Source organism: Aurantiacibacter marinus (assembly GCF_001021555.1).
Classification (GTDB): Bacteria; Pseudomonadota; Alphaproteobacteria; order Sphingomonadales; family Sphingomonadaceae; genus Alteraurantiacibacter; species Alteraurantiacibacter marinus.
In genome coordinates, this window is the sequence record NZ_LDCP01000001.1 from 723178 (window position 1) to 745345 (window position 22168).

At 56.7% G+C, this 22168-nt stretch carries 13 protein-coding genes and 1 pseudogene; 11 read left to right on the forward strand and 3 right to left on the reverse strand.

Annotated features, from left to right (window positions below; genetic code table 11):
• Positions 1 to 2: 2 nt before the first annotated feature.
• A complete protein-coding gene (locus AB731_RS03620) occupies positions 3 to 1433 on the reverse strand; it encodes an AAA family ATPase (protein ID WP_197076211.1) in 1431 nt (476 codons plus the stop codon).
• A gap of 277 nt (positions 1434 to 1710) precedes the next feature.
• Between AB731_RS03620 and AB731_RS03625 the strand changes: the two genes are divergently transcribed.
• The 8 genes and pseudogenes from AB731_RS03625 to AB731_RS14200 form a co-directional block, all read left to right on the forward strand.
• A complete protein-coding gene (locus AB731_RS03625; protein WP_047092381.1) occupies positions 1711 to 2385 on the forward strand; it encodes a hypothetical protein in 675 nt (224 codons plus the stop codon).
• A 103-nt stretch (positions 2386 to 2488) separates the two neighbouring features.
• The gene (locus AB731_RS13750; RefSeq protein WP_082126327.1) at positions 2489 to 2677 is read left to right on the forward strand and encodes a helix-turn-helix domain-containing protein; all 189 of its coding nucleotides are present in this window, start codon (positions 2489 to 2491) and stop codon (positions 2675 to 2677) included.
• Positions 2678 to 2862: 185 nt separating this feature from the next.
• Positions 2863 to 4923 (forward strand): AAA family ATPase, encoded by a 2061-nt coding sequence (locus tag AB731_RS03630; protein WP_047092380.1) that lies wholly within the window; start codon positions 2863 to 2865, stop codon positions 4921 to 4923.
• A 435-nt stretch (positions 4924 to 5358) separates the two neighbouring features.
• Entirely contained in the window at positions 5359 to 7530 is a 2172-nt protein-coding gene (locus AB731_RS03635) for a type I restriction-modification system subunit M (protein WP_047092379.1), read from the forward strand.
• On the forward strand, positions 7527 to 8804 hold the full coding sequence (locus AB731_RS13570) for a restriction endonuclease subunit S domain-containing protein (RefSeq protein ID WP_052768858.1): 1278 nt from the start codon (positions 7527 to 7529) through the stop codon (positions 8802 to 8804). Before AB731_RS03635 ends, AB731_RS13570 begins: the two co-directional genes overlap by 4 nt.
• Complete coding sequence (locus tag AB731_RS03645) at positions 8801 to 9655, forward strand: hypothetical protein (protein WP_047092378.1); 855 nt, start codon at positions 8801 to 8803, stop codon at positions 9653 to 9655. The genes AB731_RS13570 and AB731_RS03645 overlap by 4 nt, the downstream gene beginning before the upstream one ends.
• A 10-nt stretch (positions 9656 to 9665) precedes the next feature.
• A complete protein-coding gene (locus AB731_RS03650) occupies positions 9666 to 12758 on the forward strand; it encodes a type I restriction endonuclease subunit R (protein WP_047092377.1) in 3093 nt (1030 codons plus the stop codon).
• Between the two features lie 382 nt (positions 12759 to 13140).
• Positions 13141 to 13290: pseudogene (locus tag AB731_RS14200) on the forward strand (Arm DNA-binding domain-containing protein); the annotation flags it as partial.
• Here the strand turns inward: AB731_RS14200 and AB731_RS03655 are convergent.
• Complete coding sequence (locus tag AB731_RS03655) at positions 13280 to 15526, reverse strand: TonB-dependent receptor (RefSeq protein ID WP_156167346.1); 2247 nt, start codon at positions 15524 to 15526, stop codon at positions 13280 to 13282. The pseudogene AB731_RS14200 and the gene AB731_RS03655 overlap by 11 nt on opposite strands.
• A gap of 321 nt (positions 15527 to 15847) precedes the next feature.
• On the reverse strand, positions 15848 to 18370 hold the full coding sequence (locus AB731_RS03660; RefSeq protein WP_047092375.1) for a TonB-dependent receptor: 2523 nt from the start codon (positions 18368 to 18370) through the stop codon (positions 15848 to 15850).
• A 116-nt stretch (positions 18371 to 18486) separates the two neighbouring features.
• Between AB731_RS03660 and AB731_RS03665 the strand changes: the two genes are divergently transcribed.
• Genes AB731_RS03665 through AB731_RS03675 form a run of 3 tightly spaced genes read left to right on the forward strand, consistent with a single transcriptional unit; the run spans position 18487 to position 22156 of the window.
• Positions 18487 to 19167 carry a GntR family transcriptional regulator gene (locus tag AB731_RS03665; RefSeq protein ID WP_047092374.1) on the forward strand — a complete coding sequence of 227 codons (681 nt, stop codon included), beginning with the start codon at positions 18487 to 18489 and terminating at the stop codon, positions 19165 to 19167.
• A complete protein-coding gene (locus AB731_RS03670) occupies positions 19164 to 20108 on the forward strand; it encodes a hydroxymethylglutaryl-CoA lyase (protein WP_047092373.1) in 945 nt (314 codons plus the stop codon). Before AB731_RS03665 ends, AB731_RS03670 begins: the two co-directional genes overlap by 4 nt.
• Positions 20108 to 22156, forward strand: a complete 2049-nt coding sequence (locus AB731_RS03675) for a hydantoinase/oxoprolinase family protein (RefSeq protein ID WP_047092372.1) — start codon at positions 20108 to 20110, stop codon at positions 22154 to 22156. The genes AB731_RS03670 and AB731_RS03675 overlap by 1 nt, the downstream gene beginning before the upstream one ends.
• The last annotated feature ends 12 nt before the right edge of the window (positions 22157 to 22168 follow it).

Below are 22168 nucleotides of genomic sequence, written 5' to 3' on the forward strand. Positions count from 1 at the left end.
ATCTACGGTTTGCCTCGACCACGCATCAGTGACCGAAGAATGGCGCGGCCTTCAAAGCCAACTTGCTGCCCAAATGCAGCGAGGGCTTGCTCGTATGTCGGGGCTTGTTCAGCCTCTTTTGCGAGCAGGGCATTGAAACCCGATTTAGCTACCTCAAGTCCAAAGACATCGCGCGTTAGAAGGCCGACATTCTCGCCGAATGTTTCGTTCTCCGGGCGCGAAGAGGACGAAGCTAGCCCGATACGCATGATCTTCCATACACAGGATTTTGGGATTTCCTGAAGGACTACCGGCGAGTGTGTCGCAATGATGGCAACCGCATTGCGATCGTAAAGCAACTCGCTCAGACTTCGAATCAAGGCTGACAAAAGCGGCGGATGCAGATGGCTCTCCGGCTCGTCAAAAAGAACTAGCGTCTTTTCTTCAAGGCGTGCGACCAGTTTGGTGATCGTTAGAAGCACAATCGCATGACCAGAACTCATCCGCTTTTGTAGCGAGAGGGCTGCCTCTTTCCTCGCGTCGTCCTCTAGACCGCTCAGACTTGCAAGATTCATTTCGGCAAAGTTATCGTCGCTCTCTAGCGTCTGGATCGCAGCCAACCAGCGCCGCCGTTTCCCCGCTTCGCTAAGGCAGATGTCCAAGCTCTCGACAAACTCAATATATAGATCATTGAGCGATTTGAGGATCGCGCCGTCCTCATCTGCATAGCTCTTTAGCCCAATATAGAAGTAACACGTCCCCTTAGTCGGATCGTGCTGTTCTTCAGGCGGGTTGAATGGATCGAAAGCGCTGAAGGAAATCGATACAACACTGCTAAAATAGCCTGGACCGATTGGTTCGAACTGCAGTCCCCAAGCGTCTTCAGATTCGAAACGTGCACCTTCATTTGCCTCGGTTGCGATCGACCTCGTCATCGCGTTGAGCAATGTTGTTTTGCCGACACCATTGCGACCTATAAGGGCATGAACGTTGGTGCTCGGTTTCGAATGGGCCGATACTTTGAATGATAGCTGATATCCAGCTCGCTTCGGGCGCGGGTCGAGCGTGAAGCGAAAATCGTAGTCAGTTACCGGCGCGTGGCCTGCAAGAACGCGTCGAAACTGGCCTTCGAGCGAAGTTATGCTCAAAGATCGCAAATGTGCGGTCTTAAATACATTCTCTTTTGCTGCAATTTCAAGCCTGGCCGCGTCAAACACTACATCGCGAAGACCGGTTAGAAATGCCTTTCTATATTGGTCTGAAAATCCGTCTCGAAGCTTCACATAATATTCAACTTCGGTCCCTGCTGAGAAATAGTTTTCAGGCAACTGCGAGAATGAATCCCTTATCGTTGAATATGTTGCAACAGATTCAGTTTGCCCTGCGAAGCCTATTTTGACATTGCCGAGCTCATGAGGAATGCCTTGTTCGTCGAAAGCTAAAACATCGAACATTGTGATGAAGGAATAGTCGTTCCACTGATCTATCCGAAGGAAAACGGCGTTTCGCGCGCTCGATGGCGTTGAGACGTTCCTTGGAATGACATGAAAACTTAGCACAAATCAGCCTTCTTGGCGTTACAGCTTGTTGGATGCCACCGCGTTTTCGGAATCGCTGCATTCCAGCATAGCGGTATCAATTGAAGTTGGATTAACAGACGCCTTGCGACAATAATGGCCTTCACGATTGCCGGCCTTCTCGTCAATGGCTTTTCACTCTATTCGCAGACACATGAGCGACCTTGAAAGCAGATGGATTTCGCCCGCCGATGCCCTTGCCATCATGACACGCGCCTACGCTTCGGCGATGGAAGTGGATATTGCAGAGGCTAGGAAGCGCTCGCAGGCGTCGATTTTTCGGTATCTTGCTGCCGGACATTGGCCGGCGCGAGCCGGGGCCTATCATTGCGAATTCAGGCCCGTCACGGGAGGAGGGCAGAAGATAGACAAGGTTCCCAATGACGAAAATGATGAGAGGATCATCCCAAAGGATTATTGGCAGATCATCGTAAAGTCAGGCGCAAACATGAGTGCAAATTGGCATCTAGGGGAATTTGATCTCCCGCCTTTTGAGGATGACGCAGGCACCTACTCAGGCTTTGCAAAGAACGTAGAATTCGATCGGTCGTATCTTCCTGAGCAATCTTCAACTGCCGTGTTCAGGGATGAAGCTGAAGGAACGGGAGACCCCGGCAGAACTGAAAAGGGCTTCACACTCTATATGGCTGAGTTTGACCGGCGTAAGCAACGTGGCGACACACTCCCCACTTTGAGTGAAGAGGCTGCTGCCTTGTTGGCATGGTTTTTGAACCAGCATCCGGGGCGACAAGCGCCAACCACAAAAACCATAACGAACCGGATTCGCATCGCCTACAACGCTTGGAGGGCTGCACCCGAAATAAAATGATAGAGCCTATTTCGGGTGCGTATTTCGGGCGCCTCGTTCCCTCTATCTGCTCGTCCCCGTAGCGTCCGGACAATCCGTCCGCGACCCCGTGGGAGCGAAGCCGATGATATTTCCCCATTCTGAAACACCCCCGCTGGGCTATTCCATTAGGGAAGCCTGCCGCATCTCGAGTTTGGGCCGGACAACGATCTATGGCCACATTGCCGCAGGGCGCCTGAAAGTGACGCGAGTTGGTCGGCGCACCATCGTTTCTGCCGAAAGTCTCCGTGTATTGATCGAAGGGGGCGCGTGAACCATGCGCCTAAATATGCTCATGCCCGGCTGGGAGCGGGTCGCTCGTAAAACATCCTGCATTCGCCCCGGAAACCGCCCTGTGAACGCGTTGAGGTGCGATCGGGGAGAGTTGCCCCGTCGTGATATCTCCGTGCGGATTCCCCTGTGCAAATCGGGTAGCTATATTCAGGAGGAACCTTCAACATGACTGAGCAAGGCTCTCCGTCACCATTTTCATCCCCAGCCGTCGGCATTCTCGCGGAGCTTCAGGCGCAACCGATTTGGCTGCTCTGGAAATACGAGCCGAACGAATCTCCGGGCGGCAAACCGCGCAAGGTGCCTTATTACTGCAATGGCAAAAGGAGGAAGGGGACGCTTGATAGTCCAACTGATCGCCAGCAGCTTTGCACATTTGACGCCGCCTTGGCGGCATTTGATGGCGTCAATGGATTCTATTCGGGGATTGGCATCGCTCTTGGACCCGATGGTCGGGGCGGGCAAGTTCAAGGCTGCGATTTCGACGATATCGAGGCCAACGGTCTATCTGATATTGCCAATAGCTGGGTGCGTGGCGACTTTGCTGGCAAAGGGTACGTAGAACAAAGCCCCAGTGGGAATGGCTTGCATATCATCGGTTATGGTCGCCCATTTACGCCTTTGAACGCAAACGGGAGTGGAATTGAAGCCTATCCCCGCGCGCGCTTTTTCACCTTCACGGGCCAGTCTGCGATACTCGGCAGTCAATGTGAGAAAATCGATCTCGCCGAATATGTCGAAGCCGAATTGGCGACCCGGCATAGTCCGCAGCCCGCCGAACGTGACAGCCAGACTGGGACCACATTCGCATCTTCCCAAACCGTGAGCGAGCTTCGATCAGCGCTCGCCCATTTGCGCTCGGACGAACGTGACCTTTGGATTAGGATGGGCATGGCCCTCAAAGAGCTGGGCGACACTGGTCGCGGACTTTGGGTGGACTGGTCCCAGACTTCAGAAAAATTCAATGCACGGGATGCCGCGCAAAGCTGGGAAAGCTTCAACCCGCGTTCAACCGGCTACAAGGCTGTCTTTGCGGAAGCGCAACGCATGGGATGGGTCAACCCGAACAGCAATGCGGCGCAGTTCCAGTCAGGTTCCGCGGGGCAAAGAACGTCTTCGCGCGAACTCGTCGGCCGCCTGCTTGCAGGTGTTACCATGCGGGCGATCGATTGGCTTTGGGAAGGCTGGATTCCGATTGGTTACCTCACAATTTTCGCTGGCGAGTCCGGGGCTGGAAAGTCCACAGTACTGGCAGATATCGCTGCTCGCGTGAGCACTGGTGACCCATGGCCGGGTGAAGATGAGGACCGGCGCAGGCCACCGGGGCGCGTTTTATGGCTTGGCAGCGAGGACAGCATCGAAGAAATGACGGTGCCGAGGCTGACGGCGTGCGGCGCGGACCTTAACAACATCTTGGAAATCATTGGAACACGGGTCGCTGGAAGCCTTAGCACCTTTTCCCTGCAAGACGATCTCAAGCTAGTCGAGCACTGGTTGCAATATGCTCGCGAAGAAGGTCGTCCAATCCAGATGCTCGTTATCGACCCGATAACGAGCTACCTGCCAGGTCAGCGCCTGCGGAAAGTCGATCTCAACGATGCTGGTCAGCTTCGCAGCATTCTGGAACCTTGGCTGCGCTTCGCCAGCGCCCAGAATATCGCGGTCGTCTGCGTAACGCACTTTAGCAAGGACACGTCGCGCTCGATGCTCAATCGAGTTCTAGGTTCGGCAGCCTTCGCGCAGACCTGCCGTAGCCTTTGCGCGGTACTTCAGCAGCCATCGGACGAGGAGGGCTTTGTCGATCCCCATGCAAAGGTGCTATTGCAGGTGAAAGGGAATCTGCCTGAGCATCCGGGCGGGGGATGGCGGTTCACGACAGAAAAGGCCGGAGTCGGGATTGATCCTCGCAATGGCAAGCCAATCTTTGCCACTCGCCCAAACTGGGGCGAACTTGACGCCGCGCTCAGTCCCGAAAACATCGTGGGTAAAGCGCGCGGACCGGTAAGCGCCAAGCCCAATATGTTTCGTCTCTGGCTGAACAACTTTTTCCGACATTTCGAACCTGAAGAATGGGTTGAAATCGAAAAGGTGAAGGCTGCCGCTGTCTCCGTAGACAAGATAGTCTCGTTAAGCTGGTGGAATAAGCACAGCGCCGAATTTTTAGAGAAGCAGAACGATGGAGGGAAATGGTTCTGCCGTCGCCAACGCCCTCCATCAAATACCCCGTAATGTGGGGGTAAGAGAAGGAATGTGGGAAACTGGGGAATGTGTGGCAAGTCAGGATTGCAGCGCCATCGCGCCCCTACCCCACCTACCCACTTTCCCACCCTACCGCACATTGATTTGTGATTGCCCTAAAACATGATGTGCCGCACTCCCGCCACTCATTGGGATATCCAAGTTTTTGGGCATGAACACATACTGCATTCGTTGCATGTCGCAGACTTCCGCGGCTTTACGCAGACAAGGAGGTGTGATGATTCTCCGAGGTAGAGGCGCAGACTGCGCTGGATATTTATTCAAATCTTCTTCGAAGACGAATAAAACAACTTAAAACAAGGGCGTTCGTTTTCTCAAAATGCAATATCCTTCAGAATTCTCGATCTTTTTGCTGACTTAACCGCTCCCCGATGGCATCAAGCCATTCCATACAGAGGGGATAATGTGCTTACCGAACGTCACAAGGAAATCGCGGGCAAAATCTGGGAGATAGCGAACCGGCTGCGCGGCCCTTACCGTCCGCCGCAATACCGTCTCGTCATGCTTCCCATGGTCGTGCTGCGCCGCCTCGATTGCGTCCTTGAACCGACCAAGGATGCCGTGCTCGCGAAGCACGCGCAGCTTGTGGCAGCCGGGACGCCTGAAAACGCTATCCCTCGCTTGCTCACCCGGATTGTGGACGAGAAGCGCACCCAGCCGCTCTATAACGTCAGTCCCTACACGTTCCAGAAGCTGCTGGGCGACAGTGAGAACATCGCCCCCAACCTTGTCGCCTATATCAACGGCTTTTCCGACACCGCGCGGCGCATCTTTGAAAAGTTCAAGTTCGGCGATCAGATCGAAAAGTTGGATTCGAGCAATCGCCTCTATGCCATCGTGCAAGCCATGGCCGGGGTGGAGCTGCACCCGAACACCATCAGCAATATCGAAATGGGCTACATCTTTGAACATCTGGTGATGAAGTTCAACGAGCAGGCGAACGAGGAGGCAGGCGATCACTTCACCCCGCGCGAGGTGATCCGTCTAATGACCAACCTCGTCTACACGGGCGAGGAGGACGTTTATAAACCCGGCGTCTACCGCGAGGTTTACGATCCCGCCTGTGGCACGGGCGGAATGCTGTCCGTCTCCGAAGAGACGATACGCGCCGGAAACGCCGCCGCCAACCTCGGCCTCTACGGTCAGGAATACAACGACGAAAGCTGGGCGATCTGCTGCTCGGACATGCTCATCAAGGATGAGGAAACCGACCACATCGTGCTGGGTGATACGCTGGGCGATGGCAAGACTGGCGATGGCTTCCTTGGTCGTCAGTTCCATTACATGCTCGCCAACCCGCCCTTCGGCGTCGAGTGGAAGGATCAGCAGAAGGTCGTCAGCAAAGAAGCGGGCGAGCTGGGCTTCTCAGGCCGCTTTGGCGCGGGCCTGCCCGCCATCAACGATGGATCGCTGCTCTTCCTTCAGCACATGATTTCCAAGATGAAGGATGCGCCGGATCAGGGCGGCGAGGGTTCCAAGATCGCCATCATCTTCAACGGCTCCCCGCTGTTCAGCGGTGACGCCGGTTCCGGCCCTAGCAATATCCGGCGCTGGATCATCGAGAATGATTGGCTTGATGCGATCGTGGCGCTGCCCGATCAGCTTTTCTACAACACCGGCATCTTCACCTATGTTTGGCTTGTCACCAACCGCAAGGAGACAGAGCGCAAGGGTAAGGTGCAGTTGATCGACGGCACGCGGTTTTTCGCCAAGATGAAGAAGAGCCTCAATAACAAGCGCAACGAACTGAGCGACGGGCACATTGCCCGCCTGACCGAGCTGTATGGCAATTTCCGCGACAGCGAAACGGAGGTTGTGTCCATCAACGGCGGGCAGGAAAAGCGGGTCGTCAGCCGCATCTTCGACAACAACGAGTTCGGCTTTCTAAAAGTCACGGTCGAGCGGCCTTTGCGTCTCAATTTTGAGGCCACGGCGGAGCGCATTGCGCGGCTGGATGAGCAGACCGCTTTTGCAAATCTCGCCGTGTCGAAGAAGCGCAAGGATGGGAAAGCCATCGAGGCCGAGGAAGCGGCTGGGCGGGCTGAGCAGGATGCCATTCGCGCACTGCTGGCAACGCTCGAAGGCCATGGGCGCTATATGGACCGCGATCGGTTCGAGGCTGATCTTGAGGTTGCCGCGAAGAAGGCAAAGCTGAAACTGCCCGCCCCGATCAAGAAGGCGATCTTTGCCGCGGTGGGCGAGCGTGATCCTAAGGCCGAAATATGCCGCGACAGCAAGGGCAGACCGGAAGCTGACAGCGAATTGCGCGATACCGAGAATATCCCGCTACCAGCCGGAACCAGATTGCCCCTGCCGATGAAGTTCGGGCCGGACATGCCCAATGACGATCTGGTGGCGGCAATGCGTCCCGCGATCGATGCCTATATGGCCGCCGAAGTGCTGCCCCATGTGCCCGATGCCTGGGTTGATTACGCCAAGACTAAAGTGGGCTATGAAATCCCGATCAACCGGCATTTCTATGTCTACAAGCCGCCGCGCCCGCTGGCTGAGATCGAGAACGACATTCAGGCCCTCGAAGGCGAGATTGCCGATCTGCTCAAGGGGTTGGTGGTGTGAGCGACGGCAACTGGCTCAGCGAGTTCCCGGCGGATTGGGAGGAGTTGCGCGCAGATTTTCTCTGCAACCCTTATCGCGCAACGGTTTCGCCAGACCGTTTTGAAGGCGAGATGGTTGCCCATTATTCGATACCACAGGTGCAGGCGACGGGCGGCCCGCTTATCGAACCTGCTGATGACATAGACAGCGCCAAGTTACTGATCCGTGCGCCGACTCTGCTTGTGTCCAAATTGAACCCACGAAAAAAGACGATCTGCATTGCGGAGCCGCAGGACGAAATGCCGACCTTGGCGTCGGGCGAGTTCATCCCCATCCAGTCCGATCAGTTTGACCAACGCTATGCCTACTATCTTTGGGGCAGCGAGAAGGTCACTGACCGTCTTTCTGCAATCGTGCAATCAGCTACGCGTAGCCATCAGCGAGTGCTCCCAGCCGATATTCTGAAGCTGCCTTGGAAGTGGCCTCCGCTTCAAATTCAGCAGCGCATTGCCGCTTTTCTGGATGAGAAGACGGCGCGGATCGATGCGCTGATTGGGAAGAAGCAGGCGCTGCTGGGTCGGCTGGTCGAAAAGCGGCAGGCGATCATCACCCAAGCCGTCACCTACGGTCTAGACCCAGCCGCCCACATGAAAGACACTGGCATCGACTGGCTCGGCCAAATTCCCGCCCATTGGGAAATCAAGAGGCTGAAATACGTTTCGCCGCGCGTCACAGTGGGCATCGTTGTTACACCTGCGGCCTATTACGCGGATGAGGGAACACTCGCCCTTCGCGGTCTAAACATCAAGACGATGGACTTCGACCTATCCGACACGCGGAATATCACCGACGATGGTCATGAGCTAAATCGCAAATCGACATTGCGCGAAGGCGACCTTGTCTCGGTACGAACGGGCGCGCCGGGAACAACCGCAGTGGTCAGCCAAGACCTCGCCGGCTGCAATTGCATTGACCTCGTTATCATCCGGCGTCCCACCAATGCTGACGCACGCTACATTGGTTGGTTCCTCAATAGCGATATTGCCAAGACGCAATACCAGATGGGGTCTGAGGGTGCGCTTCAGCAGCACTTCAACGTCGAAACTTCGAAAGAGGTTGTACTCTCATTGCCGCCAGCACATGAGCAGTGTGAGATTTCAGCCTATATTGACGCGGCAATGATCGCGCACGACCGCCAAAGGGGAATGGTGGAAGAGAGCGTTGCAAAGCTCAGCGAATACCGCTCCGCGCTCATCACTTCCGCCGTCACTGGCCAGATCGAGGGTCTGCAATGAGCAAGGGCCGCACCGATCCGTTCACCTTGCCTGAATGGCACGCGCTCCGCCGAGAAGCATCGCTGGTCAGCCAATTGATTGGATCGGGCGCGACCGCCTTAGGCCGCGCCAGCTATGCCGATGGCTTTGGCGAATACTATACGGCATTCTTTGGCCTATCGATTGGCATTGAGCGGCTGGCTAAGCTGATCCTGATTGCCGATCATGCGATCGATCATAACGGCGCGCTTCCCGATGCCAAAGCGGTCAAGGCTTACGGTCACAAAATTAAGGAACTGGTCGAGAAGGCCGATCAGATTGCGACCAAGCATGGCCTGTCGCTGGAATATGCGAAACCAAGCGATCCCCTCTGCTGGGCCGCTGTCGATTGCCTCGCGTCTTTCGCGGAAGCATCAAAAGGGCGCTATGCCAACTTCGAGGCCATTGGCAATCCGTCCTTCGATCCAGCAAATGAGCCAGTCGAACGCTGGTGGGCGAAGGTCGTCGAGCCAGCTCTGGACAAGCACTATCGCGGTCGTGCTGGCGAAGCGCGGGTGCGCGAAAGGGCAAAGGCGGTCGCGGACATGATGGGCGACAATGCTTCCGTCCTGTATTTTGACGAGCGCGGCAGGGCGATGACCGATCTTGCAACGGCATCAGAGCGCACTGGGCAGACCGAGCGAGCGCGCAAATATGGGCGATTTTACACGTTAAGCGTGGTCCGCTGGCTCGCAGACATCTTTTCTGAAATGACCCACACCGCTGGTTATACGGAGGAGCTGAAAGTCCTGTTCGGCCACTATGAGTTTTTCGTGACCTATCGCAACCCCGACGATTTCCTGCTCACACGCAAGCAGTGGCCTTTGAAGTGAGCAGCTGACAATGCCAAACCACACCGAATATGCATTCGAAACAGCGATTGAGCATGGGCTGATTGCCAATGGCGGCTATGCCAAGGACGATCCCAAAGGCTTCGATCCCACGAGCGCGCTGTTCCCCGACGAGGTGATTGCCTTCATTCGCGCGAGCCAGCCAACGCGCTGGGACCAGCTTGAGGCGATGCTGAAGGAGCGCACAGCCGCCACGATCATCGATAGCCTGACCAAGGAACTGGCGAGCAAGGGCACGCTCGGCGTGCTACGCCATGGCTTCAAATGCTATGGCAAGGAACTGCGCCTAGCCTATTTCCAGCCCAATTCGGCCATGAACCCGGAAGCCGCGGCGCGCTATGCCGCCAACCGGCTGACCATCACCCGGCAAGTCGAATTTCTTTCCGAGGTGCTGAAGCGCCCTGATGGGCAGAAGCGCAAATGCATCCTCGACGTAGTCTTGTCCGTCAACGGTCTGCCCGTCGTCACCGTGGAACTCAAGAACCCGCTCACCGGCCAACGCGCTGAGGATGCCCGCAAGCAATATATGATCGACCGCGACGGGCGCGATCAGCTGTTCCGCTTCAAGGAGCGGGCGCTGGTGCATTTTGCGGTAGATCCCGATGAAGCGTGGATGGCGACGGAGCTGAAGGGAGCCGATACCTACTTCCTGCCCTTCAACCGCGGGCACAATTACGGCGCGGGCAATCCCCCAGTCGAAGGTAACTGGCGAACGCATTATCTGTGGGATGAAGTGCTGGCACGCGACAGCCTGCTCGATATTTTGCAACGCTTCATGCATCTCGACGTGACCGAGCGCCGGGTTGAGACAACCAGCGGTCATCGCATCATCCGAAAGGAAGCGATGATCTTCCCGCGCTATCATCAGCTAGACGCCGTGCGTAAGCTGGTCGGCCATGCCCGTGCGAATGGATCGGGGCGCAACTATCTGGTTCAGCATTCGGCTGGTTCGGGCAAATCGAACAGCATTGCGTGGTTGGCCCACCGGTTGGCGACACTGCACGATGCCGATGACCAGAAGGTATTTCACTCGGTCATCGTCATCACGGACCGGCGCGTGCTTGATCAGCAATTGCAGAACACGATCTATCAATTCGAGCACAAGACAGGCGTGGTCGAGAAGATCGACGAAAACACGCAGCAGCTTGCCAAAGCGCTGGCGGGCGGAACGCCAATCATCATTTCGACCATCCAGAAGTTTCCCTTCATCAGCCAAGCTATCAAGACACTCGATGGCAAGGGCGAGAGCCTTGCCATCGCTACGCGCGAAAGGCGGTTCGCGGTGATCGTGGACGAGGCGCATAGTTCGCAATCGGGCGAGACGGTGAAGGCACTCAAGGGCATCCTCAACAAGGACGGCATTGCAGATGCTATAGCTGGGCAGTTGGATGATGAAGAGGATGGCGACGTTTCGGATGAAGCCAAGGCGCGCATCCGGCAGGAAATGATGAGCCGCGCGCGACAGCCGAATCTCAGCTTCTTCGCCTTCACCGCAACGCCCAAGTTTAAGACCAAGGCCGTGTTTGACGAACCGGGGCCGTCGGGCGCTTCGCCGTTTCACGAATATACGATGCGGCAGGCGATCGAAGAAGGCTTCATCCTCGACGTTCTGCAAAACTACACGACTTACAAGCGCTTCTTCGGGCTGGTGAAGCAGGTCGAGAATGATCCGGACGTGCCGAAGAAGAAAGCTGCTAAGGCGCTGGGACAATTCCTGGAGCTGCACCCCGTCAATATCGAGCAGGTGGTGCAGGTCATCATTGAGCATTTTCGACTGAAGGTGATGCACGAGTTGGGCGGGCGCGCGAAGGCGATGGTCGTCACCGGTTCTCGGCTTTCGGCTGTGAAATACAAGCAGGCCTTCGATCGCTACATCAAGGACAAAGGGTATCAGGGCATCCGGGCACTGGTGGCCTTCTCCGGCACGGTGGAAGACCCAGATGATCCCGGCTCTGCCTTCACCGAAGTCGGCATGAATGATGGCCTGCCCGAAAAGGAGCTGCCCGAACGGTTCGGCGGCGATGAATACCGCGTGCTGATTGTGGCGGAGAAGTATCAAACCGGCTTCGACCAGCCGTTGCTGCAAACCATGTATGTGGTGAAAAAGCTGGCGGGTGTGCAGGCCGTGCAGACCTTGTCACGATTGAACCGCACGGCACCCGGCAAGACGCGCACTTTCGTGCTCGACTTCAAGAATGAGGAGGGCGACATTTTTGCAGCCTTCAAGCCTTACTACGAGACGACGCCGGTTGGCGAAAACGCCGATCCCCAGAAGCTGAACGAGTTGCACCACAAGCTGCTGCAACCTGCGGTGTTCACGCCGGATGACGTGCGGGATTTTTCTGAAATCTGGTTCAAAGCCCGCCGTGACCATAGTGGGCAGGACCATCGCATTATGAACGCGATACTCGATCGCTGCGTTGATCGGTTCGAGAGGTTAGCAGAGGCAATTCAGGACGAGTTTCGCGGTCAGCTTACTGCCTTCCGAAACCTGTATTCCTTCCTCTCGCAGATCATGCCCTACTTCGATGATGGGCTTGAGCAGCTCTATGCCTTCCTCCGCAATCTGTCGCCTAAGCTGCCCCAGCCGGGCGATGGGACCAAGTTCACGCTCGATGATGACGTTGCGCTCAAGTTTTTCCGCCTTCAGCAGGTGGGGGAGGGCACGATCGATCTATCCGAGGGCGAAACCGATCCACTCAAGGGGCCGACCGATGTTGGCACGGCGCGCGAAAAGGACATCGCGGTTGCCCTATCGACGTTGGTGGAAAAGCTGAACGAACGCTTTGGCACCGACTTCACCGAGGCAGATCAGCTCTTCTTCGATCAGGTTCGCGCCTCCGCTGAAAGGGATGAGAAGATTGTCGAAGCGGCGAAGGCAAACAATGAGGCAAACTTTAGCGCCTTCTTCAGCCGCGTGCTCGATGACCTCTTCATTCAGCGGATGGAAGGGAATGATGAAATCTTCAACCGGGTGATGAGCGACAAACAGTTTCGCATTGCTGCACAGGACCACTTGGCGCGCGAGGTATACGATCGTATTCGTCGCGGTAACAATGGATCGAATTTGACCAGCGCGGAGTAGGGCGCGAAAGCTAGGAAGTACCCCTACAAATGCGGGGACGGAAGATCGATCTGGGGGCATCATTGGGGGAATAATTGAAAAACCCGATTTAAAAGACCTTGTAGATCAATCAGATATAAGGCATTTTCGAGTCCTCTTCTGGCACCATACATCATTCAGAGGTGGCCGCTGACGGTTGCCAAAACCGCAGAAATCTGCCGAAAAACAAGCTTCGCTGGCCGCCTGCGTTCACCAAAGACCGCTCGCAACCGGGGGCTTTTCGAGATTTCACTGGCTGATTTCGGCTGGTCTTGATGAAAAGGCCCCAATGTCGCTGACGGACATAATGATCCGTGGCGCTAAGCCATGAGAGAAGCATTGGAAATTATGAGATGAGAAGGGGCTCTATCTTCTTGTAACTCCTAGCGGCTCAAAGCGCTGGAACTTGAAAATCGGATTCGCGGGCAAGAAGACGAAGCTTTCCCTTGGAATCTATCCGGATCTTAGTTTGAAAGAAGCGCATCGTTTCCGCGACTGTGCCGTTAAAATCTGACGGTTGCCGCCAATCCCCACCGTGCCGGCTCATTTAGTGCCGCATTGGGAAATCCGCCAAGGGCAGTAACAGCAGTAATGTGCCGGTTGTCGAAAATGTTCTGGCCGAAAAATGCCAATTCCCAAGTTGTGCCAGGATCCGCAAGCGATACCCTTATGTCGACCTCATCCCACGCAGTATTTCTGAAGGTTGACGCATCCTGATTGGTCTCAAGGTAATAAACACTGCTCTGGTATCTGTACGTAGCGCTAGCGACAGCCTCCAGCGAACCAATCGGGCGCTGGTATCGGACATTGGCGTAACCTTGGAATTCAGGTGCCCTGGTCAAGCGGTTGCCGGTGACATCGACCGGCGCAAGTGGCAGTGGAGCGCCAATCGGTATTGGCGGCGTTCCGGAAAAGACCGCAGGGATCATTCCCTCGCTGATCGTTGTATCGAGGAAGGCGATATTCGCTGACAACGTTAATCCATCGCTGACAACGGCAGTCCCCTCCAGTTCAAATCCCACAATCTCGGCAGAGCCGAGGTTTTGAATGTCCACTCCACCAGTCGGCACGGGAAGACGGATTTGCAGATTGGTGTAATCGTAGCTGAAACCCGCTAAATTTAACCGGATCCTATCCTGAGCGAGATCGGACTTAAGCCCGATTTCGAAAGCGTCGATACCTTCAGAGCCGAATGCGGGAGCCAATCCAAATGAATTGAATCCGCCGCTCTTGAAGCCGTGGCTGTAACTTGCGTACAGCAGAGTATTGTCACCGGGCGAGTAGCTGATCACCGCGCGGGGGGAGTAATCGTCGAACGATGCGGCATCTTCGAAAAGGGATGGATCGACAAAAACCGCACCCGCAGGAAGGGTGGCCCCGCCCAGGAAGAATGGCGGCAAGGTCCCTCCGTTGATGATTGTTACGATCTGGTCGTTCGTGAAATGCTTTTCTTCTGTGCTGTATCGTCCTCCAAGCGTTACCGAAAACTGCTCGTTGATGGCATAGGTAAAATCGGCAAAGGCCGCGAATGTCTGGGTTTGTTGTGCAGCAACGTAGCTTGCCTGCGTGCCGAGCCTGAACAATCCTTGGAAATTCCTGATAGCGAAGGAAAGCCCTGTCTGCTCATCCAGATAATAGCCGCCAATGAGCCAGGACAAGCGGCCATCGTCCTTGGATGCCAGCCGGAATTCCTGGGAAAACTGATGGGAAGATGTACTGCCCTCATTGTTGAAAAGCCGGAGAGCGGTACTATCGGAATCCTGGGCGCCGACCTGCTGCCATTCGCGATATCCGGTGGTCGTTCGGAGGTGCGCGAAGCCTAAATCGATCTGGCCTGACAGGGTGATCGCGTAGGTTTCCGAATTGGTGAAGGACTGATCATCGAAGGCAAACTCATCGCGTTCCAGAACCTGTGCCAGGTCTTCTCGCGGCACAAAGGGTGAGGCGACGCCGGTCTCCCCGACACTTGTGAGAGCGATGAGTGCCGGGTTGGCCGAGCGCTCCTGATACTCACCGATAAGATCCAGTGTGATTGAACCATTGGGCTCGTAACGAAGCGATAGTCGACCGGTGGAAACTTCCGAACCGCCAGCATCGCGGCCCGTGACGGTATTGGTGCCAAAGCCATCGCGGTTCGAATATTGAAGTGCCAGTCTAGCGGACAAGCGGTCAGACAGAGGCCCGGAAGCGATGGCGCTTGTGGCGTAATTGCCGACGCTGGTGCCGCTCATCCTGACGTACCCCTCGAAATACTTCGTGGGCCTGTTCGTACTCACAAGAACAGAGCCTGCGGTCGAATTCCGGCCGTAAAGCGTGCCCTGTGGTCCGCGCAGCACCTGTATTGATCCGACATCGAGCAAATCTGCGGTAGGGAAGCTCAAGCGGGCAATGTAGACCCCATCGACATAAACGGCGACCGGCTCGTCATTGAAAACATTCCCGCCACCATTCGCGCCGCCTATCCCGCGAATGCTCAGCGGTGCTGCACTGTATCCTACGGTGCTGGTGGTGACAAAACCCGGAACTACACCGTTGAGATCCTGCAAGCTTCGGATGTCGCGGGCGACCAGCATCTCTTCGGTCAATTTCGTCAATGCCAACGGAACATCCTGAAGGTTCTCGTCTCGGCCCTGCGCAGTGACTATGATGGTGTCTGCTAAGGCTTCGCCCGTTGCGATGACGGTATCCTGCGCACACGCAGCCGAACTCTGAAACACTCCGGTCGCTGCGAGGCCCGCGATCGTAGTCATTACGATCAAAAACACAGGATCTTTAACCACTGCCACCCCATCAAGACTTTACCGCAAAGAGCTTGGCAGAACATTCCTGCCCGAGCCCTTGCCCGGGCGGGTGTATGAAGCGGAGAATGCACATTGGGAAGCGGGGATCGGAACTCGGCATCGCAGATGCATCGTTACACTCAGCTCGCCCCAGTCATCAGGCAAAACCTGGAGCGCGAAGCGGCTGTGTGTATCGCCCTCCACCAGCTTGACCGGAAAGCCGCAGAAATGTCCTCAGACCGGCGAAGCCTTGCATGTCAGCAAACGCTTGGCCGGTCCGGGATTTATCGATCAGAAGTCGAAACCGAGCTCCACACCGATCAAACGACGCGCGCCGGGCGAAATGAAGGAACCGCCAAACTCAATGGCCGGAATAACTTCGTTCAGATATTTTTCGTTGAACAGATTGTCGGCGAAAATATACGCTCGGACGTTACCGAAATCGACGCCTGCCCGCGCATTGAAAACGCCGAATGTATCACGCTGTGCAACAGAATAATCGGCATCACCAACCTCTGCAGGGATAGGGGCCAGTGCCGATATCGGCAGCAGGCCGGAGAACAAGGTCGGGCGCACCTGATCCTGCACCGAATGGAACCAAGTCGGGCCTGTCAGGCGGTAGTCAACGCGCAGCAGCGCATCGGCTCTGGCGCTTATTGGCACATCCAGCTGCGTACCCAGGTTCAGCGTCCAGTCTGCCGTGTAAGGCGATTTGTTGCCTACAGTATATGTACGCGAACTGTTGGCTATGATCTCGCTATCGGTCACGTTGAACGCACCATAAACTGTCCAGCCATCGATCGGCTCTGCCGCGAGGTTCAGTTCCGCGCCGAGCACTTCGACCTCGTCAATATTCGACACAACGCGCAGCAGACCAAATCCACCCACGAAGAATTCGAAGAACTGCATGTCGTCGATCTGGGTGTAGTATGTTGCCAGATCGAAGGTGATTGCATCGTTCAGCAAGGAGCCCTTGAAACCAAGCTCGAAAGCGGAGCTGACTTCCTTGCGATACTGGTCTTCAATCGTAACGTTTGCGCCGATGAACTGGTTGAATTCGGCATCAATCAATGCCGAGGCACCCTGATTATTGAAACCGCCAGATTTGAATCCGACACCCCAGGTTGCGTAAAGATTGAGATCGGGTGTCGGCTGATAGCTGAGGTTGATGCGCGGCTGCAGTTGCTGGAAGGTTTCATTTTGCGGCGACAGCGTGCCAAACCGTTGACCCGGATTTATCTCGTTGCCGGTAAACGGATCAAACGCTTCCGGAACCAGCGAATTGGTCGACCGCTCTTCAATATCGTACCGCAGTGCCAGCCCAGCGGTAAATTGCGGGCTGAATTCATACTCGAGAGAGCCGAAAGCAGCATAGACGTCCGTATCAAATTGATCGGCCAGCAACAGCGAAGTGGGGTTCGTGCTGTTGGGCGGATTGTAGAGGTTCTGGATGACGCCCTGACCCGTATCAGCGCCGATGCTCACCCCTACTTCGCGGTCGATTGTAAGGAAGTACGCGCCCACTTGCCAGTCAAGCGGACCGTCTCCGCTTGAAGCGAGCCGGATTTCTGCGCTGAGGTCAGACTGGCTGCGCGTCTGGTACTGCGTGCCATCGCACGTCGTCGGGCTATACGCGCCAAATGTGGAGCCATTGGCCGGTGCGAAAATGAAGGGGACAGGGATTTCGCCAATGCCAAGCGGCTGATTGACGGGAAATCCGGTGAGCTGATCGGTTGTGGCGAAGCAGCTTGCCACAGCGCCGTCCACAGCCGGATCGACATTGGAAATGAAGCGCGCGAAATCAGCGGAAGTGCCGTCCGCAACCAGTGCCTGCGAGACGTCGGAATATAAGGCCCATGTTGTCAGCACCATGCCGCTGTCGAATTCGTGTTCGACCTTCGCGGAAATATCGAAGCTTTCCTGCGTGTTGGAAGGTGTGATGTTGCCGTAATAGCCGAAGGGATGCTCGTTCACATCTTCATAGAATGCAGGGTTTACGCCAGCGAAATTGGGCAGGTGGAAGGATGAGTTGAAGTTGATCGAGGCACCGCTCAGCTCGGAATAGCGCGCCTTGATATCCAGTTCGGTGGCCGGACCAAGATCAGCCACAATCCGCCCGTCCAGCGACCAGACTTCCTGATTGTCGACCGTGTTTGGGTCCGGCAGGAAAGTGTTTTCGAAAAAGCCATCGGTTGTCCGGTAGTAGCCGGACAGGACAAAGCCGATGTCTTGCGAAATCGGACCGGAAAGATGGGCTGTGCCTTCAAACGTGTTTTCGTTGGCGTAAGATACGCGCCCGCCGCCTTCCAGCACCGGACCTGGCAGGAGCGTCTGGATAACAATTGCACCAGCGGCGGCATTACGTCCATACAGCGCGCCTTGCGGGCCTTTCAGGATTTCCACCTGGCGCAATGTGCCTTGCGGCTGGTTAAGCTGGGCGGTGTTGGTTTTCAGAATTCCGTCGACAACCAGTGCAACGGAGCTTTCCGCATCGCGGGCACCGTTGATCCCGCGGATATTGATCTGCGTGTCACCAGCTTCCGCCGTACCGGTCACAATGGTGACGCCCGGAGTGAGCTGCGCGAAATCATCGGCGCTGTTTGCGCCGGTATTTGCAAGGGTGTCAGCCGAAAGAACGGATACAGAAGCCGGCACATCCTGCAAACGCTCGTCTTGCCGGCGAGCGGTCACGATAATGGTGTTGTCGTCTCGCTCTTGCGCGCCTTCCTCTCCTGCATCCTGGGCAAGGGCGGGAAAGGCGATCAAAGGGCTGGCGGCGATGCCGGCGAAAAGCAGTGATTTGAATCCGCGCATTGGAAATTCTCCCCTAAAGTTTCCGACCGGCGTGTTCGTGAATCGGATAAGTGCAGCTTGCAGTAGAGCCGCATTATTGTATACAAATCCTATTCGTCAACCCTTGGAGGCCAGAAATGTCGCGCGCATCGGATCGTGCTTTCGAGACAATTCGCTCAATGATTGTATCTGGCGAACTCTCTCCTGGAGAGCAGCTTGTCGAGGAAGCGTTGGCGGATCGATGCGGTGTATCGCGCACGCCGGTGAGAGATGCGTTGCGGCGGCTCGAATCGGATATGTTGGTCAGGCGAAACGACACGCAGCGCACGTTCGTTGCGGATTGGTCTTTGGACGATGTCGCTGACATGTTCGAGCTTCGTGCGATGCTGGAAGGTCATGCTGCGAAGCTTGCTGCAGAGCGCATGAGTGATGCCGCGCTGGAAGAGCTTCGTAGATGCAATGCCGAGCTGCGCAGGGCGGTAAAGGCCACTCCGCCGAACGTTGATTTGTTTCTGGAATTGAATCGCGATTTTCACGCGCTCATACTGAAAGTTGCTTCGTCGCGGCGACTCGCGACCTTGCTGGCCACTCTGATCGAACAGCCTGTTATCTGGCGCACCGCGCACCATTACGGTGTCGATGAGCTTGCGCGTTCCAGCGCGGAGCATGATGAGTTGCTTGCTGCGTTCGCGCGCAAAGATGCCGATTGGGCACAGTCCATCATGTCGGGGCACATTCGCCGCGCGTATCACGCATATGCAGACGCACATCATGGACTGACGGCCATCGACGCGGCAGACCGGAAGCGCCGCGCATGACTGACAAATTGTATACAAGTGTGATCGAGATGGTCGAGGTCGGGCCTCGCGATGGCCTACAGAACGAGAGCGTGCACGTCTCGACCGCCAACAAGCTCGACCTGATTAAGCGGGCCATTGCGGCAGGCAGTCGACGGATCGAAGTCACCAGCTTCGTCAGTCCGAAGGCCGTGCCGCAAATGGCCGATGCCGATGCTGTCTGCGCTGGTCTGCCCCAGCGCGATGACGTGACATATATCGGTCTTGTGCTGAATGACCGCGGGGCGACACGCGCGCTGGCGACCGGCCGCATTGATCAATTGGGCGCGGTCTGCGTTGCCACCGATACTTTCGCGCAGAAGAACCAGCGCCAGACGAGCGATCAATCGGTTGCGGTGGCGCAGGAGCTGGTAGCGATGGCGCAGGCCGCCGGGAAAACCGGGCAGGTTACGATTGGCGCTAGCTTCGGCTGCCCGTTTGAAGGCGAAGTCCCTGAAGAGCGCGTCGTCGCCATGGCTGAACAATTGGCCCAAGCAAACCCCGTCGAAATCGCGCTTGCCGACACCATAGGCGTCGGCAACCCGGCGCATGTTACCCGTCTCGTGAATGCGGTCGCTGAGGTGATCGCTCCGATCCCGGTACGCGTCCACTTCCACAACACGCGCGGCACTGGCCTTGCCAATGTCTGGGCCGCCGTTGCTGCCGGTGTTCGCACAGTGGATGCCTCCATCGGCGGACTTGGCGGCTGCCCGTTTGCGCCGGGTGCAGCAGGCAATGTGGCAACCGAGGACGTGGTTTACATGCTTGAACGGGCCGGGATTTCGACCGGGCTCGACATTGAACAACTGATCGACACGCACCGCTGGCTTACCGGCGTGATGGATAAACAATTGCCTGCATTGGTGGGCAGAGCGGGCGGCTTTCCAAAGCCCGCTGCAACAATAGAAAAGGAACACGCCTGATGCGCTATCGCCTTGGAGTGGATGTCGGTGGGACATTCACCGACCTTCTCTTGTTCGATCATGACAGCGGCCAATTTTGGCGGCACAAAACCCCGTCCACACCGCAGGATAGCTCCGAAGGCATTCTGAATGGCGTGATTGCGATTACCGAAGAGGCTGGCGTTGATGCTGGTGATATCGAATTCTTCCTGCACGGCACAACCGTGGCCACCAATGCGGTTCTGGAAGGCAAGGGCGCGCGGGTTGGCCTGATCGTTACCGAAGGCTTCCGCGATATCATGCAGATTGCGCGCAGCTTTGTACCCGGCGGGCTGGCAGGCTGGATCGTCTGGCCCAAGCCGCAGCCGCTGGCCGCGCTGGAAGACACTGTGGAAGTGGCAGAGCGCATGGGCGCCGATGGCAAGATGGTGAGAGAACTGGACGAGGCATCTGTTCGCGCCGCGCTGACCAAGCTGAAGGATGCAGGCGTAGAGGCGCTGACGGTCAGCCTGATCAACGCCTATACCAACGGCACACACGAAGCGCGCATCGGAGAGCTTGCGGCAGAAATCATGCCCGGCATTCCTGTATCTCTAAGTCATGAAGTCCTGCCCGAAATGCAGGAATACGAACGCACGCTTTCCACCGTTGCCAATGCGGCGGTGCGGCCTGTGGTCAGCAATTACCTCACCAATCTGCGCTCCCGCCTTGCCGATGCAGGCGTGACCGGCAAATTGTCGCTGCTGCGGTCCGACGGCGGATTGATGAGCAGCCAGAAGGCTGAGGAGCATCCCGTCAATATCCTGATGTCCGGACCTGCTGGCGGTGTGACCGGTGCCGTTTGGGTGGCGAAGAATGCCGGCCTGAAGAACATTCTCACGCTCGATGTCGGCGGCACGTCAACCGACGTTGCGCTCATCGAAAATCTGGAGCCGCGCCGGGTGCGCACGACTGAGGTCGGGCACCTGTCAGTTCGCGCTTCGTCGCTTGATGTGAAAACCGTGGGTGCGGGCGGCGGCTCGATCGCCTTCGTGCCTGAATTGACCGGCGCGTTGCGTGTCGGCCCGCAAAGCGCGGGCGCGGTCCCGGGACCTGTCGCATACGGCAAGGGCGGTGAGGAACCGACTGTGACCGACGCGAATGTTGTTCTTGGCTATCTGCCGGAAAACCTGCTCGGCGGCAGCTTCAAGCTGGACCGGGAAGGCGCGAAGGCATCGGTGCAGAAAATTGCCGATGCTTTGGGCGTGGGTCTGATGGAAGCCGCCCGCGGCATCATCGATATCGTGAACGAAAACATGTTCGGCGCGCTGCGGATGATCAGCGTCCAGCAAGGTTACGATCCGCGCCACTTCGCGCTGATGGGCTTTGGCGGGGCTGGGCCGCTGCATGTGAACGCCGTGGCGCGGCTGATGGGCAGTTGGCCTGCTGTCTCGCCCGTTTCCCCCGGCGTGCTGTGTGCGCTGGGTGATGCAACCACGCGGATGCGGACCGAAACTGCGCGCAGTTTCAGCCGCCTTGCGACCGCTACCGATGTGAACGAACTGATTGCGCTGCTGGATGAAATGGCATCGCAAACCCGTGCTGAACTGGAAGCCGATGGAATCCCGGCAGACAGCATCACCAGTGAATTTGAAATCGACGTGCGATATGCAGGGCAGGCGTTTGAAGTGCCGCTGACCATTGATCAGGCCACGCTGCGTGAAAAGGGGCTGGAAGGCATCCTGTCGCGCTTCGATGAGGAGCACCACCGGCTGTTCACCTTCAATATGGATACCCCGCATGAAATCGTGAACCTGCGCGCCGTGGCGCAGGGTGCATCGCTGGAATTGCCGGCGGCGCAGCTTGAGAAAGGCGACGGCGACCCTTCGGCTGCGAAGATCCGCGATCACACTCTCTGGATGGACGGGGAAGAGCATGCGGCGATCATCTACGACCGTTCCAGGCTGCGTCAGGGCGATACGATCCCCGGCCCTGCCATCATCACCGAAATGGACTCGACCACGCTGGTCGAAACCGGCTGCGTCGCCACAATCGACGCTGTCGGCAACATCCTGATCAATCCGGCCTGAGGAGGCACACGC